The 16,855-nt window shown below is 60.7% G+C and carries 12 protein-coding genes; all 12 read right to left on the bottom strand.

The genetic code is table 11. The features are described from left to right. Positions 1 to 24: 24 nt before the first annotated feature. The 12 genes from LOY70_RS24360 to LOY70_RS24305 all read right to left on the bottom strand — a co-directional run bounded on the left by LOY70_RS24360 (position 25) and on the right by LOY70_RS24305 (position 16,632). Complete coding sequence (locus tag LOY70_RS24360) at positions 25 to 1,476, bottom strand: mannose-1-phosphate guanylyltransferase/mannose-6-phosphate isomerase (RefSeq protein WP_123417084.1); 1,452 nt, start codon at positions 1,474 to 1,476, stop codon at positions 25 to 27. Positions 1,477 to 1,692: 216 nt separating this feature from the next. After that, complete coding sequence (locus tag LOY70_RS24355; RefSeq protein ID WP_265029599.1) at positions 1,693 to 2,358, bottom strand: alginate O-acetyltransferase AlgF; 666 nt, start codon at positions 2,356 to 2,358, stop codon at positions 1,693 to 1,695. Between the two features lie 14 nt (positions 2,359 to 2,372). Then, entirely contained in the window at positions 2,373 to 3,548 is a 1,176-nt protein-coding gene (locus LOY70_RS24350) for an alginate O-acetyltransferase (protein WP_265029598.1), read from the bottom strand. Positions 3,549 to 3,559: 11 nt separating this feature from the next. Further along, positions 3,560 to 5,125, bottom strand: coding sequence for an MBOAT family O-acyltransferase (locus LOY70_RS24345; protein WP_265029597.1), 1,566 nt, complete (start codon positions 5,123 to 5,125; stop codon positions 3,560 to 3,562). A 222-nt stretch (positions 5,126 to 5,347) separates the two neighbouring features. Further along, entirely contained in the window at positions 5,348 to 6,484 is a 1,137-nt protein-coding gene (locus tag LOY70_RS24340; RefSeq protein WP_123344366.1) for a mannuronate-specific alginate lyase, read from the bottom strand. A gap of 11 nt (positions 6,485 to 6,495) precedes the next feature. Then, complete coding sequence (locus LOY70_RS24335; RefSeq protein WP_123417088.1) at positions 6,496 to 7,944, bottom strand: alginate O-acetyltransferase; 1,449 nt, start codon at positions 7,942 to 7,944, stop codon at positions 6,496 to 6,498. Positions 7,945 to 7,955: 11 nt separating this feature from the next. Continuing rightward, positions 7,956 to 9,545 carry a mannuronan 5-epimerase AlgG gene (algG, locus tag LOY70_RS24330; protein WP_265029596.1) on the bottom strand — a complete coding sequence of 530 codons (1,590 nt, stop codon included), beginning with the start codon at positions 9,543 to 9,545 and terminating at the stop codon, positions 7,956 to 7,958. Positions 9,546 to 9,571: 26 nt separating this feature from the next. Continuing rightward, entirely contained in the window at positions 9,572 to 11,056 is a 1,485-nt protein-coding gene (locus LOY70_RS24325; protein ID WP_320110206.1) for an alginate export family protein, read from the bottom strand. A gap of 5 nt (positions 11,057 to 11,061) precedes the next feature. Next, positions 11,062 to 12,519 carry an alginate biosynthesis TPR repeat lipoprotein AlgK gene (algK, locus tag LOY70_RS24320; RefSeq protein WP_123344369.1) on the bottom strand — a complete coding sequence of 486 codons (1,458 nt, stop codon included), beginning with the start codon at positions 12,517 to 12,519 and terminating at the stop codon, positions 11,062 to 11,064. A gap of 9 nt (positions 12,520 to 12,528) precedes the next feature. After that, a complete protein-coding gene (locus LOY70_RS24315; protein WP_123344370.1) occupies positions 12,529 to 13,698 on the bottom strand; it encodes an alginate biosynthesis protein Alg44 in 1,170 nt (389 codons plus the stop codon). A gap of 35 nt (positions 13,699 to 13,733) precedes the next feature. Beyond that, complete coding sequence (gene alg8, locus LOY70_RS24310) at positions 13,734 to 15,215, bottom strand: mannuronan synthase (protein WP_413776616.1); 1,482 nt, start codon at positions 15,213 to 15,215, stop codon at positions 13,734 to 13,736. Between the two features lie 100 nt (positions 15,216 to 15,315). Beyond that, the gene (locus LOY70_RS24305; protein ID WP_265029594.1) at positions 15,316 to 16,632 is read right to left on the bottom strand and encodes a nucleotide sugar dehydrogenase; all 1,317 of its coding nucleotides are present in this window, start codon (positions 16,630 to 16,632) and stop codon (positions 15,316 to 15,318) included. Positions 16,633 to 16,855 lie beyond the last annotated feature (223 nt).

Genomic DNA, 16,855 nt, shown 5'->3' with positions numbered 1-16,855 from the left:
GGGGGCTTCTTGTTTGGCTGATCTTTACTGCGCGATGGTTTTCACCGACACGCCGCGTTCGATCGGGGTGGAGCGACCGTAGATGTCTTCGAAGCGTTCGATGTCGTCTTCGCCCAGGTAGCTACCGGACTGCACTTCGATGATTTCCAACGGGATCTTGCCTGGGTTGCGCAGGCGGTGGACCGATGCGATCGGGATGTAGGTCGATTGGTTTTCGCAGAGCAGGAACACGTTCTCGTCGCAGGTCACTTCAGCGGTGCCGCTGACCACGATCCAGTGTTCGGCGCGGTGGTGGTGCATTTGCAGCGACAGGCACGCGCCCGGCTTGACCGAGATGTGCTTGACCTGGAAGCGGCCGCCCATGTCCACCGAGTCATAGGAGCCCCACGGACGGTAGACCTCGCAATGGTTCTGGGTTTCGGTACGGCCCTGTGCATTGAGGGTGTTGACCATCTGCTTGACGCCTTGGACCTTGTCCTTGTGGGCGATCATCATGGCGTCCTTGGTTTCGACCACCACGATGTTGTCCAGGCCGATCACCGACACCAGTTTGCCGTTGCCATGGATCATGCAGTTGCGGCTGTCCTGGAGCACCACGTCGCCTTTGGTGACGTTGCCGTTGGTGTCTTTTTCGTTGACTTCCCACAGCGACGCCCAGCAACCGACATCGCTCCAGCCCGCCGACAGCGGTACGACGCAGGCGCGCTGGGTCTTTTCCATCACCGCGTAGTCGATGGAGTTGTCCGGGCAGCAGGCGAAGGTCGCTTCGTCGAGGGTGATGGTGTCGGCCGTCTGTTCACTGCGCTCCAGGGTCAGCAGGCAAGTGTCGTAGATGTCCGGATCGTGCTTTTTCAGCTCTTCGAGGAAACGGCTGGCGCGGAACAGGAACATGCCGCTGTTCCAGAAATAACCGCCGGCGTTAACGAACTCGGTAGCGCGCTTGACGTCGGGTTTTTCGACGAAGTGCGAGACACGGCTCACGCCTTCGGGCAGCAGCGCATCGTTGGTCGACTTGATGTAGCCATAGCCGGTTTCCGGCTTGGTGGCCGGCACGCCGAACAGCACCATTTCGCCACGCTCGGCGGCCACGGTGGCCAGGGCCAGGGCGCGTTGCAGGGCTTTCTGGTCTTCGATCACGTGGTCGGCCGGCAGCACCAGCATCAGCTCGTCGCGACCTTCATTGACCAGCATCATCGCGGTCAGCGCCACGGCCGGCGCAGTGTTGCGTCCGAACGGTTCCATCAGGATGCGCTGGGCTTCCAGTTTGCGGTTGCTCAACTGTTCGTTGACGATGAAACGGTGGTCTTTGTTGCAGACCACGATCGGCGTGTCCATGCCCTCGAACACCAGGCGCTCGATGGTCTGCTGGAACAAGGTGTGTTCGCCGGTCAAGGCCAGGAACTGTTTAGGGAATTGCTTGCGCGAAAGCGGCCAAAGACGTGAGCCGCTACCACCTGACAAGATCACCGGAATCATGTTTGTTACTCCTACAAATCGAAATGGTTTTAGAGCTACTGCGTTCTGTCGTTTCACTCTCTTGTTGTTGTTCCGTACCCGAATGACCCCTGGGTCCAGTGTGGGAGCGAGCTTGCTCGCGATGGCGGTGTATCAATCGACATCCATGTTGAATGTCAGATAGCTATCGCGAGCAAGCTCGCTCCCACAGGGCACAGCGTCAGTCAGGAAAATTCATCAGCGGGTCGACGCCGGGCGCTTCACCCACACTGGCGACAGGCTGCTGCCCGAACCGGTGACGTACAGCACGGCGGCTTCGCCGCGTTCCAGGGCCACGGGCTTGAGGTCGCCGACTTTCTTGTCGCCTTCGAACAGGGCCAGGGTCACTTTCACCGGGTTGATTTCACGTTCGCCACGGCCTTTGGCGGCCACGTTCGGCACCACTTCGGTCTTGCCGTCGGCGGTCTTGAGGGTCAGCGCCTTGTCGGTGAGGTTCTGCACGCGGACCAGGGATTTCTGCTTGTTCTTGAACGGCGGTTCTTCGATCAGTTGAGGCTGGCCTGTGGCGTTGTTGACCAGGGTGTAATAGTGATCCGGGGCCAGTTTAACCGGAACGGTCTGGCTGCCGACCTTGGCGCTGTAGTCGCCGCCAGGCATGAAGCTGAAGTCGCTGCTGGCCAGGGGAGCCACGTCGCTGAGGTTGGTGCTGCCGACAGTGGCGCTGACTTCGGCGTTGCTGGCGTTGTAGATGCGTACGAAGCTCGAGCCTTTTGGCGCGACCGGGCCGTACAGGGCCGAGTCACCGGCAAAGGCGGACAGTGAGAGGGCGCTCATGCTGGCGACGAGGGCAACAGCCTTGAAGGAGCGAGCAGCGAGACGGCGAGGAGTAGTGTTGAAAGTCATGGTGGACCTCTCTTTCAGTTTTGCGCCCGTTCGGGCGTCTCGGATGGGGTGTTGGCGGCTACGTTCTGTTGGCGAGCGCCGGCTTGCTTGAGCTCTGCGACCCACTGTGGGTCGGCGTCGCCGATTTCGTTGTTTACAGGCAGATAACGTTCAGGGAACTCCCAGATCAGCACCTGTGGCGGGCTGTTCTTGAAGGCGTCGCTCTTGAGGTAGCTGAGCATCGGCAGAATCGGGCCGTGGCCGTCTTCGGCGTAGTTCACGACGTCGCTGTGCAGGGCTTGCTTGAGTGCACCGACGAAGTTCCAGTTGGGGTTGGCGCTGTAGCTGGTGCCGATCAGGGCCACGGGCACCTGGGCATCGGCGAACAGCGCATCGTCGCCGGCCGGCTGGTCGTCGGCTTCGCGGGTGTTGCGCTTGACCAGCGGCTCCTGGGCTGGCATCAGGTTTTCGAACAGGGGGTCCAGGGGCAGGAACTGCCGCAGGTCGCCCTTGTGGGTGATTTTTTCCGCAGGCTCAGTGACGAAGCGTTGTGGCTCGCCGTTGAGCGGCGCCTTCTCTGCAATGGCCTTGGCCAGGTTCTCGGCGGCCACTTGCGCGCCTTCCGGGGTCCAGTGGGTGTCGGTGCGCAGGAACACTTGCTGGCCGCTCTGCTTGGCCTGTTGCAGCGGGCCAAGCAAGTCTGGTGCGAGGATCTTGTCTGCCGCCACGCGAGCGTGGAAATCCTGATACAGGTTGGCGTGGATGCTCGACGGTTTCACGTCACCCAGGTGCTCCGGGTACAGGCGCGCCTTGGCTGGCAAGATCGCCATGACCAGGGTGATGCCTTGTTCCTTGAGCTTCTGGCGCACGCCTTCGACCAGCGCGTAGTTGCCTTGCAGGTTCAGCTCTTCGTTGACGATCGGATTGAACTCTTCGTCGCTGTACAGCCATTGGTCGCGGCCCAGTACCACGCCTTTGCGGCCTTCGTTGAACAGCTTGTAGTCCAGCGCGGCCCAGATGTTGGTGCCCAGGCGCTTGATCGGGAACTGGTCGTCGTAGTGCGTCTCGACGGCCTTGGCCCAACGTCCGTTGAGCACGGTCGCATCGGGATTGGTACTGAAGCCGAAGAAGCTGCGCGTCGACCACAGGCCCAGCGCTGTCAGCAGCAGCAGGAACAGCGCGATGTAAAAGATGCGTAATGAGCGGGTCATGTTCAGATCCCTCAGAACTGGAAGTAAAGGAACGGCGAGAAGCTTTGCGCCGAGAGTTTGAGAATCGAGGCGATGAACAGCAGGAGCACCAGGGCGCGCATCGCGTAGCGTGACCAGTCCGCAGTCCAGTAGGCCGGTTGCACCTGGGCTTCGACACCCACGGTGTAGCCCGGTTCATGGATATTCGACGGGTTGTCACCCGGCACGGCTTTGATCAGCCCCGGTTGTGCAGTCGCCGGGCCGTCGGCCTCGGTGTTGACCTCAGGCTTGGCCTTGACCGGCGGACGGTTGGTGTAGAAATCCCGCAGACCGAAGAAGGCGAGGGTGATGTAGGCCACCACCAGCGTGGCGATCTGCAGGCCGGTGAGGTTGGCGCGGGTCAGTTCCGACAGCGACCAGTCGCCGAAGCTGAACATGGCGCCGTACATGCGACCGGCCACGTGCAGGTTTTCGGAGCGGAAAATCACCCAGCCCATGACCACCAGCAGGAAGGTCAGCGCCCAGCGGATCGGGTTGATACTGCGTGGCGTGGTGTTGATGCCCACGGCCTTTTCGATGGCCAGCCAGATACCGTGCCAGGCACCCCAAATCACATAGGTGATGTTCGCGCCGTGCCACAGGCCACCGAGCAGCATGGTCAGGAACAGGTTGCGATAAGTCATCAGCGTCCCTTTGCGGTTACCGCCCAGGGTGATGTACAGATAATCGCGCAGCCAGGTGGACAGGCTGATGTGCCAGCGCCGCCAGAACTCGGTGATCGACTGGCTGATGTAGGGCTGCTTGAAGTTTTCCATGAAGCGGAAACCCATCATCAGACCCAGGCCGATGGCCATGTCGCTGTAGCCGGAGAAGTCGAAGTACAGCTGCGCGGTGTAGGCCAGGGCGCCGAGCCAGGCATCGCCCGTGGTTGGGTTCTGCAAGGCAAAGCAATGGTCGGCCACCACCGCCAGGGTGTCGGCGATGAACACCTTCTTGATGAAACCCTGCATGAAGCGCGTGCAGCCTTCGGAGAACTTGTCCAGCGTGTGGGTGCGGTTGTTGAACTGATCGGCCAGGTCGCGGAAACGCAACACGGGGCCGGCGATCAGGTGCGGGAAGATCGCCACGAACGCTGCGAAGTCGATCAGGTTGTGGGTCGCCGGGGTGTCACCACGATAGACGTCGATGATGTAGCTGATGGACTCGAAGATGTAGAACGAGATACCGATCGGCAACAGTACGTGAGTCAGGATGAACGGATTCAGACCGAAGCCGGTGATGATCGCGTTGAGGCTGTCCACGCCAAAGTTGGCGTACTTGAAGTAGCCCAGGATGCACAGGTCAACACCCACGCCAAGCAACAGCCAGCGCTGGGCCGGTTTGGTGCGCACGCCGGCGGCGCCGACTTTCAGGCCGATCCAGTAGTTCCACAGGGTCACGCCGGCGAACAGCGCCAGGAAGTCAACCCGCCACCAGGCATAGAACACATAGCTGGCCAGCAGCAGCAGCAGGTTGCGGTAGCGTTGCCCGCTCAAGTAGTACAAGCCGAGAAAGATCGGCAAGAACAGAAACAGGAACACATTGGATGAAAATACCATCCCGATCTCTCCATGTTGAATCAACAGTCAAGGGCCAGAGCCCCCCCAAACCCCCCCATGAAAATTGGGGGGGTTGATACATTCGAAACAGACCACATTCCTTGTGGGAGCGAGCTTGCTCGCGATGACGGTGTTTCAGTCGACATCCATGGCGAATGTCAGACCGCTATCGCGAGCAAGCTCGCTCCCACAGGGTTTCCCTGCCAGGCAGGGAGAAGGGTGTCAGCTTCCTTTCTCACCTTTTTCCCGCGAAGGGTCGTACACCTTGGTCAAGTCCCCGCCGAGGCGGAACGTCTTGAACGGTTGCATTTCATGCTTGCGCTCCAGTACATCCTCGGAACAGGTGTAGAGGCTGCAGAACGGTTCGAGCCAAGCGAATTTCGAATCGATCTTCAGGTCCTTCATGTCCTGTTCGTCGCCGTTCTTCTCTTCGAAGATGTCCGGGTCTTTCACCCCGGCCAGTACCCGGTCACCCAATCGCTTGAGGGCACCGTTGTTTTCCTGACGCAGGTCCACACCGTTGACCTGGGCGAAACTGGCGATCATCGCCAGTGGCGGCAGGGCATAGTTGTGGTAGGACAGGGCCCGTTGCTTGCGCTTGAGTTCGTTGGGCAAATAGCCCTCGGAATCGACCTGGTTGACACCGACCTTGTATTCCTTGACGGCCCAGTCGAACAGGTCGCGGCGGTTGGTTGCCACGGAGGTGGCCATCACCGACCAGGCGGCCCAGTAAGAGTGGTTGTTGGTCTTGTCCAGCGGCAGGTTGTCCCAGTCGCTGACGACCTGATCGGCCATCCGGCTGAACCAGCCTTCGATCAGTTTCGCTTGCTCCGGATGGTTGGCCAGTGGCTGGGACTCGGAGAACTTCAGGCGCACATAGGCCGAAGCCATGCTGCCCAAGGCCCATTTGCGCATGGACTTGCCGGTATGGTTGAAGTCCTTGGACATCAACGCGTCGGCCTTGGCCCAGGCGGTCAGCCAGTTCAGGGTGCATTCCAGTTGCTCGGGGCGACCGTCACGCATGAACTGCATCACTTGCTTGCTGACGCCACGCTCGATCTTGGTGATGTCGGCGGTGCTGTCACGGAAAGCTTTTTCCGATTGCACGTTCAGGGTTGCACGGGCCTTGTCGGAGCCCTCGTATTTGCTGCGAAACTGCAGGGAGCCGGTGTAAGGCGTCGGTGTCGCATCGCAGCCTTGGGCCGGTTCGCCCACCTTGACCTTTTCGATCGGTGCGAAGTAACCCTGTGGCGGGCGCAACGGCGCCGCCGCCTGCGTGGCCCCGGCGAACATCGCCAGGGTCAGCAGGGACGGTGCCAGCAGCGTTTTCAACGTTCGGGTGCGCATGGTTCTGGTCATGAGACGAGACCTCATTGTCCGATTTGAGCCGTTTGTTCGGCTTGCGGAGATGCATTGCGTTTGCAGACTTTCGCCTCCACTTGCTGTGGCGCTGCACCGGCTTCGGGGCCCTGGACTTCGATAGCCAACAGGTTCTGCGAAGCCCAGTCCTCATCGGTGCGCAATTGGAAGGCGAAACGTCCGTCGGTGTCGGAGGTATCCGGTTTCTCGATCTTGATATCCTCGTGGCGCCCATTCATGTACCAGAGGGTGGCTTGCAAGGTTTTCACCGACGTGTCGGCGAAGCGGATGTCGATCTGGTGACTGCCGTTACGCAGGTCCATATTCTTGCTATTGACCATCAATTCGTTCTTGCCCGGCTTGAGGGCAGTCTTGCTGCTCATCTGTGCCGGCTTGCCTTCGCAACCGTTGTTATCCAGCAGCGCCATCATCTGGCGGTAGATGGTTTCCTGGTCCAGGCGATACAGCGGCGAGAATTCCCAGATCAGAATCTTCGGTGGGTTCTTCTGGAATTCTTCGCTGCCCAGGTACTGGATCATCGCGCCTTCGAAACCGCCGCCGGGGAAGGCCACGTTGAGGATGTCGGCGCCGATGGCCTCTTCCAGGAAGCCGGCGAAGTTGTAGTTCTTGCCGCTGTGACTGGTACCCACGAGCGTGATCTGTGGGTTGCCGGAATCGCCGAACAGGTCGCCGTCGCCCGCCTCGCCTTTCGGCTCGGTGGTGAATTGGTCCATGTACTGGATGGCGTAGCTGGTGCCGCACAGCTGTCCGGCCATGTTGTGCAGGGTACCGGTCTTGCCCATGCGGCCGGACTTCTTGGTCTCGAACTCACGCTTGGGAATGTCGGCGAAGGCCGGGAGTTGCTTGACCTTCTCGGCGACGATCTTGGCGGTGCGCTGGGCGCCGTAGGGCGTCCAGTGTTGGTCACCGCGGAAGTAGAAGTCGTGGGCCGGCAGGGTTTCCGGCAGGTTTTCGTTGGTCAGCGGCGACAGGTCCGGCACCACGTAACCCATCTGGGCGAAGCGGCCGAGCATGGTCTTGTAGTTGGCCAAGGCTTTTTCATAGTCGAAGCTGGCCTTTTCCTGCGGGTTGAGTTTGTTGCGGTTCACCAGGCCTCGGGTAGGCTGGTAGACGAGCACCAACTCGACGCCCTTGCTCTTGAACGCGTCATGCAACTGTTGCAGACGCTTATAACCGGCCGGGGTGGTATTGAACTCGGTACGCAGGTCTTCCTGGGTACGGAACAGCCAGTCGCCCTGGGCCTGCACCAACGTGGTGAAGTTCTGCTGGTAGCGCGTGGTGTAGTTCTTTGCATCATGGGCGGCAGGGCACAGGTTGCAGCAGGGCTCGGCGGTGAAGCTTGGGGCCTTGATTTCGTCGGCGCGCGCGCCGCTGGTGGCGGCGAGAATGCCGGCCGTCAGGGCGGACAGGCCCAGAAGTTTGATCATCTGTGGGTTCATAAAGGTCATCCTCAGTCCCGCAATTCGGTCTGGCTTTCGACAGGGTCGATCAGCACGGCTTTCTGCTGGCGCACCAGCAGGTCGAGAATTTCATCCTGGCGCTCGCCGAGAATTCCCGAGAAGCTGATGCCGCTGGATTTGGTCGGCGCGAGCATGGACACGCGGTACAGCTCAACGCTCAGGGGCGAGTCGATGGACAGCGGACCACTGCCGTTGGCGGCCAGTTCACCACCGACCACGATCAGCGACACCTGGGCGTCGAACGGGTCGAGCTTGATGTCTCGGTCGGTGTCGGACAGGTCCTTGATGTGGCCGTAGATACCTGTCAAGCCGTTGGCCATGGACACGTTTTCGTAGAGGCGGATGTTCACGCTGTTACGGATCCGGATGCCGTGGCGCTGGTTGCTGATCACCTTGTTGTCCCACAACAGGTTGTCGCCGCTCTCATAGAGCGTGATGCCGTCGGTGTGGTTCTTGTAGATCTCGTTGTAGGCGATGATGTTGTTCACGCTGTTCCGGTCGATCACCAGGCCCGAGAGTTTGTTGTCGTAGCTTCGGTTGTTGAAAATGAAGCTGTCGTTGACCTCACGGGAAATAATGATCCCGTGCTTCTTCTTGGTCCCGTAGACGGTGTTGTCGGCGATGATCAGCCGATGGGAACGGTCGTGGGGGTCGATGCCGTAGACGATGTTGTCTTTGTAGGTGTTGCCCTTGATGACAAAGTCGCGGGTCTCGTAGCAGTAGAAGCCGTACCACATGTCCGTGAACTCGGAACCGATGATCCAGCCGGTCGGTTCCGGGCGCTTGAGGACCTTGGCCATGTTTGGCGTGTACTGGGAAATACTCACCCCGTACGACTTACTGTTGGCGTAGCCGAAGCTGGCCATCTTGGTGTTGACGATGTAGGTCTCGGTGCCGCCCCACGACAGCAGGAACGGACGGAATTCCTTGGGCGAGCGGAACGTGGCAGGGCCATTGTCCTTTTCGCGCCAGCCGGTGACCTTGGTGTCGCGGATGAACATCTGGCCATCGTTGACCAGGAACGAACCGCCTTCCTGGGACAGGCGCAGTTCCTGGGTCTGTTTGTCGATTTCCAGGATGCCTTTCTGCCCGACCACGATCGGGATCTTCGCCAGGTAGACACCTGGCGAAGTCTCGATGATGTACTTGGGCACCTTCTTGGCCAGGTCCTTGAGGTTCATGTAGCCATCGTCGAGGAAGATGGCCTGTGGGATGCCGTGCTGACGCACCACCCACTCGGCCATCTTGTTATCGCCGCCGATGAAGTCCTTCAAGGCGTTTTCCTGCATCATCCGGCGCACACTGATCTTGCCGGGCTTGGTCCGCACGATTTTCTTCGCGACCGCTTCGGCGGTGAAGCCGGAGAGGTCGGGCAGGGTCGGCTTGGCCAGTTCCAGCGGTGCGGTCGGTGCACTACTGACGGTGTAGGTCTTGGCTTGTTGCAGTCCCTTGACCACGTTGCCCGGCTTGACCACCGGTTCAACGTTGGCGAACGCCGGCGTGCCAGCCAGCAGCATCGCTGCGACCAACAGGCTGATCGAACCTTTCATCGCCTGGCTGTTCCTGAGGTAGCGGTTCATATCGGGCACTCCCATGGTCATTCGCATCAGAAGCGCCAGATCACGTCGACGAAGGCGCGATGCATGTACGAATCGACCTCTTTGCCGTAGGCGTCGCCTGGCTTGAACACACCGCCACGAAAGCGCACCAGCGCCGACGGCTCATCGATGGACTGGCTCAGTGCGGCTGGCAGCAGGCCTTGCTTGAAGTACTTGGTGACTACCAGGTCGACTTCCTGGCCCAGGTCCTTGTTGCCGTCATTGAGCGGCAGGGCCGATGTGGACAGGATTGCGCCCGTCACGTCGTCGGTGTCGTTTTCCACGGCGTTGATGCCGTTGCTGCCCACCGGCTTGTTGCCGTCCACGCGCCAGAACTTGTGGTACACCAGGCTGGCGTCGTATTCGTCACGCAGCTGCCAGGAACCGAACAGGCTGGCACTCTGGGTGTTGGCCATTTCGCCGCGGAAGGCTTCGCCGAAACGGTGCACGCGCGATCGGGTACCAGTGAAGTTTGAGCGGTTGCTTTGCAGGCCGTTCTGTTGGTACTCGTCGCTGGCGCGGGAATAGGCGGCACCGACTTGCCATTGCGGGTCGAGACGCAGGCGGATACCCAGGTCAGTGGCCCAGCCGTCCACGTCATCGCTGTGCTTGGCTTGCGCTGGACGCGTGCCGTCGGCGTTGAGCGGGTTGACGGTGTCGCGCTCGCCGCTCATGCCGGTGATGCTGGCCCAGTAGTTGACGGTGTTGGTGTTGCGCCAGTTGTAGGCGTCGCTGTTGGCTTCCAGGCCCAGCCAGGAGATGTCGCCGTTCTGGGTCTTGTCCAGGGTGTCGGTGGCTTCGCCCGGGGTCGGGTAATCGAGGCTGCCATTGTCATGGGAGTGGTGGGCGCGGATACCGGCCCATTGGCCTGGCATCCACTGGTAACCCACGTCGCCGTAGACGTGCATACGATCCTTGTCCTTGGGGGACAATTCCTTGAGGTCGGTGCGGTACTCGCTGAAACGTTCGGCAACGCCGAGGTTGGCGCGCAGCAACGTGGTATCGAAGGTCCAGTTCAGGGCCTCGATGTTGGTGTCGCGCCATTGGCCGTCGTCGTTGCGCAGGCGCTGGCGACCGAACTTCAACATTTCGCCCGGGTAAGGGGTCAGCCCACGGTAGCCAATCCAGAATTCGCGCATCGCCAGGTAGCTTTTCTTGACTTCGCGGTCGCCGCTGTCGGTTTGCTGGGTGCTGCCATCGGACTGTTGCAGGGTGTCGGTCTCGATGATGTCGGTCGAGGTGACAGCCTGGCCCATGGCATACGCGCTCCAGGCACCGCTTTCGCCATAGATCCAAGGGCGCAGGTCCAGGCCCACACCGTTGACGTCGCCACCGCCCTGGGTGCCGAGGTCGCGGTCGTCTTCGGACTGGCCGGTGATTTTCACTTCCAGGCCGAAGTTCTTGTCATCGGTCAGGGCCGCCAGGGTCGGGCAGGACCACAGCAGGGCAAACGACAGGCCAATACCGGCCTGCACAAAAGGATTGAGCTTCAAAGGCTTCATAGAGGTTCCTCGCCGTCATCTTCTTTTAGGGCTTGCAGTTCCAGCGTATCGGGGCTCATGGCACCACGAATGGCCTGCTCCTGTTGTAGCAGACGCTGGGCTTGTGCAAGCTGTTCCGGCGGTAATTGTGCTTCGAGGGTCTGGGCAAGCTCAGTGGCCTGCGGGGTGTTCTGGGCCTTGGCCAACTGGCTGAACACATAGGCGTTGACCGGGTTTGGCTTGGTGCCCTTGCCCTGGGAAAACAGCTGGGCGATGGCAAAGTCGGCACTGTTCTGGCCGTTGCGGGCGGCCTTGAGCAGGTGGTCCAGGGCTTTTTGCGAGTACACCTGGCCCAGGTAACCGCGGCGATAGATCTGGCCGAGGTAGTAGTCGGCGGCGATTTCGCGGCCCACGGCTTTCTGGAAATGCGCCTCGGCGACCTTGGCGTCAGCCGGTACCCACTTACCTTCGTAATAGAGCTTGCCCAGCAGCAGTTCAGCACGAGGCTGGTCCGCGGCGCGGCCGTTTTCCAGGTACTGCATCATCTTGTCGACGTCGCCCAGTTCGGGGAAATCGTAGAGCAGCTGTGCCAGGCTGACCCAGGCAGCGGGGTAGGCGGGGGCGATCCCTTCGAGCAACGACTGGGCGGTCTTTTCGTCTGTCTTGCCCAGGCTGGCATCGGCCAGCACCCGAGCGACGCTGTCTACGCGTCGAGCGGAAACCACGCCAGTGCTGTGACCGGCCTGCATCTGCTTGATCAGCTCGGCCTGTTGGTCGGCCTGACCACGTTTCTGATAGACCGTAGCCAGTTCGACGTAGCAGATGTCGGTGGTGGCCAAGGCTGCCTTGCAGACCTTCTCCACTTCGTCCAGGTGCTGGTCGTAGGTGCCTTGGGTGCGATAGAGCAGAATCTGTGCCAGGCCCGCTTCCGGATAACCGGCGCTGCGCCATTGACTGATCTGCTGCTGGGCATTGACGTTCGGGAAGCTGTGGGGATATTGCAGGTACAGCATCGCCAATGGGATGAGGGTACCGCCTTCACCGTTGGCGAACGCTTTTTTCAACAGGCCTTCGGCTTCGTGTTTTTCAGCTTCGGTGGAACCGGGCTTGGCCACCAGCAGGCGACCCAGGCGAGCCTGGGCGCGTGGCGAGATATCGGCCGCGGCGCGGTAAGTCGCCTCGGCTTTTTTCATCTGCTCGGGATCGCGGCTGTCCACCTGAATATCGGCCAGGCCGACCTGGGCTTCGCTATAGCCCAGGTCTGCCAGTTGCTGATAGTTCTGCTGCGCCATGGCTGTATCGCCGCGCTTGAGCGCTTCGTTGGCCAGGCGCTGGTCGGGCAAGCCGGCGCAGCCGCTAAGGCTGACTGCCAGTGCCAGTGCGCACATCGCAAACCCGGTGTGGGCATTGCGCGAGCAAGCTCGCCCCCACAGGGTCTGCGGCGTGGTCAGGATTTTTGTAATGGTCACGGGCATATCCTCGACTTAACGACCGACGGCCATGGCTTTGTCCATCAGCCAGCCCAGGTTCGGGCCACGGTCGCTGTTGACTTCTACGGGACGGCCGGACAGCGAGCTGTCCAGCGGTTCGTCGGGCTTGATCAGCACGCGGATATCGGAAGACAGGTCTGCGCTTTTCAGGCTGGTGCTGCTGACGATTTTGCCGGTGCGAATGTTGTCTTCGCCGGCAACCTGGAAGCTGACCGGGGTGCCTGGACGCACGTCGCCGAACTGGCGATAGGAGAAGCGCGCCTCGACGTTGGCTTCAGCGCCACGGGGAACCAGTTCGAAGATCACGTCACCCTTGCTGGCGTACTGACCGTTGGACACCAGCTGCTGGGCCACGATGCAGTCGCACGGAGAGGTCAGGGTGCCGGTCATTTGCTTGCCGAACAGTTCCTCGACCTTGGCCGGTTGCAGCTGGTTGTCGTCCAGGTGACCCTTGAGCACGTCGAGCATGCTGGTGCTGAACGTGGCCAGCGGGGCGCCCTTGGCGGCCACGCCGTCAGCCTTGACCAGGCTCTGCACGGTGCCGTCGCGCGGCATGGTGATGGCCATGCCCGGTACGTTCACCAGGCCCGCCTGGGCGTGGCTGACGAAGTACATGCCGTACACCGATTTGAAGATGAAGCCGAATGCCGCCAGGCCGACGAGGAAAATCGCCAGGCTGAAGGTCACGGCCCGCAGGCGGCCCAGGGCGCTCATGCCGCCGGTTTGGTCCTTCTGCTTGCGCGCCTTGGTGAAGTTGTCGCGCTGCAGGGTCGCGAGTACGTCGCCGACGCCGACGATGTCGCCGGCCAGGTGCGAAGTGATGATGTGGCGCAGTGTCGAGATGTCCCGAGGCTCCAGGTTCTGGAACTGGCAACCGGTGCGACCGGTCTCGCGGTCGTAGGAGCGGATCTGCAGTTCCACGTCCATGGCCAGGCCAAGGTTGTCGATCACGAACTGCAGGCGACCCTTATAGGACTCGCCGACCTTGAGTGGCATCTGACCGGCGTTGAAGCACAGGCCACCAGCCGACAGGTCCAGGACCTTGACTTCCATGGGCGTACGGTCGGGGCCGAAGAAGCGCAACTTGGCCGGGATTTTCACTCGGGCGTGTTGGCGCTGGGCTTCGGATTCATGCACTACGTTGACATTCACGGCGGTGTTCATAGGGGCGATTTCCTAGTTAATTCATTCAAGTCCGGTCAGACCATCGTCAGCAGCACGGCGACAAAAATGCTACCGGCGGAGAAGGTCATGGTCCGAGACGACCAAGTGTTGAACCAACGTTGAAAGCTGGCGAGATCACGGGTCAGTGAGGTGGGCTGGCGGGTCCAGGACTGCTGGTCAAGGCGGAAGAACACGTAGATCTTCACCAACGCGCCGACGATCTGGTTGTAATAGAGAATCGCCGGGTAGGCAGGCCCGATCTTGTGTCCGGAGCACGACAGCAGCAAAGTCAGCAGCAACCGGGTGATGCCGATCCACAGCAGGTACACCAGGATGAACGCGGTGCCGTACTTGAAGCTGGCGATCAGTGCCACGGTCAGGCCCAGCAGCGAGGTCCACATCGACACGCGCTGGTCGAACAGCACCACCGAGGTAAACAGGCCCAAACGCCTCATGCCCAGGCCAAGTGCCCGGGAGTTTTGCCGCAGGTTGTTGCCGTACCATCGGAACATCAGCTTGCGACTGGCCTTGATGAAGCTCTTTTCCGGCGGGTGCTCAACGGTGTTGATCGCCGCGTCAGGCACATAGAACGTGTCGTAGCCCAGGCGCATCAGGCTGAACCAGCTGGACTTGTCGTCACCGGTGAGAAACTTGAAGCGACCCAGGCGCCAGTGTTGCAGCGAGTCGCTTTCCACATCGGCGATGAAGTCCGGGTTGGTCACCACGGTGGCGCGGAACACCGACATCCGTCCGGTCATGGTCAGCACGCGCTTGGACAGGGCCATGGAGCACATGTTGATGTGACGCTGGGCAAAACGCAGTTTGTGCCATTCGCTCATGATGTAGCCGCCGCGAACTTCGCAGAACTCGTTGGTGGTCAGGCCGCCGACATTGCCGAACAGCTGGAACCACGGCACGGTCTTGCGCACCACGCCTTCGGCGAGCACGGTGTCGCCGTCGATCACGGCCACCACTGCACGGTCGTCCGGCAAGTGGCGGGAGATCGCGCGGAAACCGTAGGCCAGGCCGTCACGCTTGCCGGTCCCCGGGATGCGTACGAAGTCCAGCTTGACCCGCTCTGGCGGGTTCATGCGGGCCCAGAGGCTCTTGACCAACAGTTCGTCGGACATTTCCACGATGGAGCAGACCATGGTGGTGGGCAGCCCGCAGTCGATGGCCTCGCGAATCACCGAGCTGTAGACCTGGGCGGTGGTCAGTGCGTCGATCCGGAAGCTGGTGACCATCAGGTACACGTGGGACGGATCCGCCGCCTTGCCCAGCTTGCGTACCTTGCGGCGCAGGTGCGGGTAGACGATGTACAGGAAGATCATGCCGCGCACGAAATGCGTCGCTCCCATGGAGTAACGCCAGATGCCCACGGCGCCGATCAGGAAGATAAAGTCCTTGGATTCGGCGTCGAACGTGGACGCAGGCAACGCCATGGCGATGCCCATCAATAAACTCAAGTAAAACAGCCAACCGGCGGCCTGAAGCAGGCCGTGCTTTAGCCTGTGCATAATCTGCATCCGTCTCTATCTCGGGCGGGCCTTGTGGGCGGCCCGATGGGTTAAGGCAGGCGAAAGGCCGGCCGAGGCATGCCCCGGCCGGCAAACAGACTTACCAGCAGATGCCTTCGGTCCGGCCACTCGGGTTGGTGGCCTTGGACATGAAGCCGACCAGGTCGATGACCTGCTTGCCTTCCGGTACGTTTTCGGTCAGCGCGCGGAACTTCTCGTCGCGGTTACCCAGGATGATGATGTCGGAGCTGTCGATCACCGAGTCGAAGTCGGCGTTGAGCAAGGACGAGACGTGAGGGATCTTCGACTCGATGTAATCCTTGTTCGCACCGTGGACGCGGGCGTACTCGACGTTGCTGTCGTAGATCTTCAGGTCGAAACCCTTGCCGATCAGCATTTCCGCCAGTTCTACCAGTGGGCTTTCGCGCAGGTCATCGGTACCGGCCTTGAAGCTCAGGCCCAGCAGGGCAACCTTGCGCTTGTCATGGCTGGACACGATGTCGAACGCGTTCTGCACCTGGGATTCGTTGCTGCGCATCAGCGAGTTGAGCAAAGGCGCTTCCACGTCCAGGGAGCTGGCGCGGTAGGTCAGGGCGCGGACATCCTTGGGCAGGCACGAGCCGCCGAAGGCGAAGCCTGGGCGCATGTAGTACTGGGACAGGTTCAGGGCCTTGTCCTGGCAGACCACGTCCATCACGACGCGACCATCGACGCCGACGGCCTTGGCGATGTTGCCGATCTCGTTGGCGAAGGTCACCTTGGTGGCGTGCCACACGTTGCAGGTGTACTTGATCATCTCTGCGACGGCGATGTCCTTGCGGATGATCGGTGCATCGAGTTCTTCGTACAGCGATTGCAGAACGTCGCCAGAGGCTTTGTCGAACTCGCCGATAACGGTCATCGGAGGTTGGTCGTAGTCTTTGATCGCGGTGCTTTCGCGCAGGAACTCAGGGTTGACCGCGACGCCGAAATCAACGCCGGCCTTCTTGCCGGAGCAGTCTTCGAGGATCGGGATGACCACGTTCGCCACAGTGCCCGGTAGAACGGTGCTGCGAACCACGATGGTGTGGCGAGTGGTCTTGTCGCGCAGGACAAAACCGATTTCGCGGCACACGGCTTCGATGTAGTTCAGTTCCAGGTCGCCGTTCTTTTTGCTCGGAGTACCGACGCAAATCATCGACAGGTCAGTATCGCGAATGGCTTCGGCGAAGTTGGTGGTGCCGCGCAGACGACCTGTTTCAATGCCTTGTGCCAACAGCTCGCCAAGACCCGGTTCAACGATCGGCGATTTACCCGCGTTGATCATGTCGATTTTGTCTTTGGCGACATCCACGCCAACTACATCATGGCCCCGTGCAGACAGGCAACCGGCACATACTGCACCGACGTAACCCAAACCAAATATGCTAATGCGCATCGCATTTACCTCTGTTTTCACGCCATTAAATGGCCGGAGTTAATAGTGTTCAGCGGTCATCGAGCACTCGGAAGTGTGGAATGCAGGCGCCACAGTGCCGTGTGCAGGCATACTAAGTTCCGAGTGTCTAAATAAGTGCACTCAAGTTGTGCGCAAAGCGGCCTAGTTGTTATGACCTGCCCTGTTATGCAGCCAGTCCTCGTTATCAAGAACGCTCGTGCAA

The organism is Pseudomonas sp. B21-054, assembly GCF_026016345.1.
Classification (GTDB): domain Bacteria; phylum Pseudomonadota; class Gammaproteobacteria; order Pseudomonadales; family Pseudomonadaceae; genus Aquipseudomonas.
This window is presented reverse-complemented; position numbering and strand designations above follow the sequence as displayed.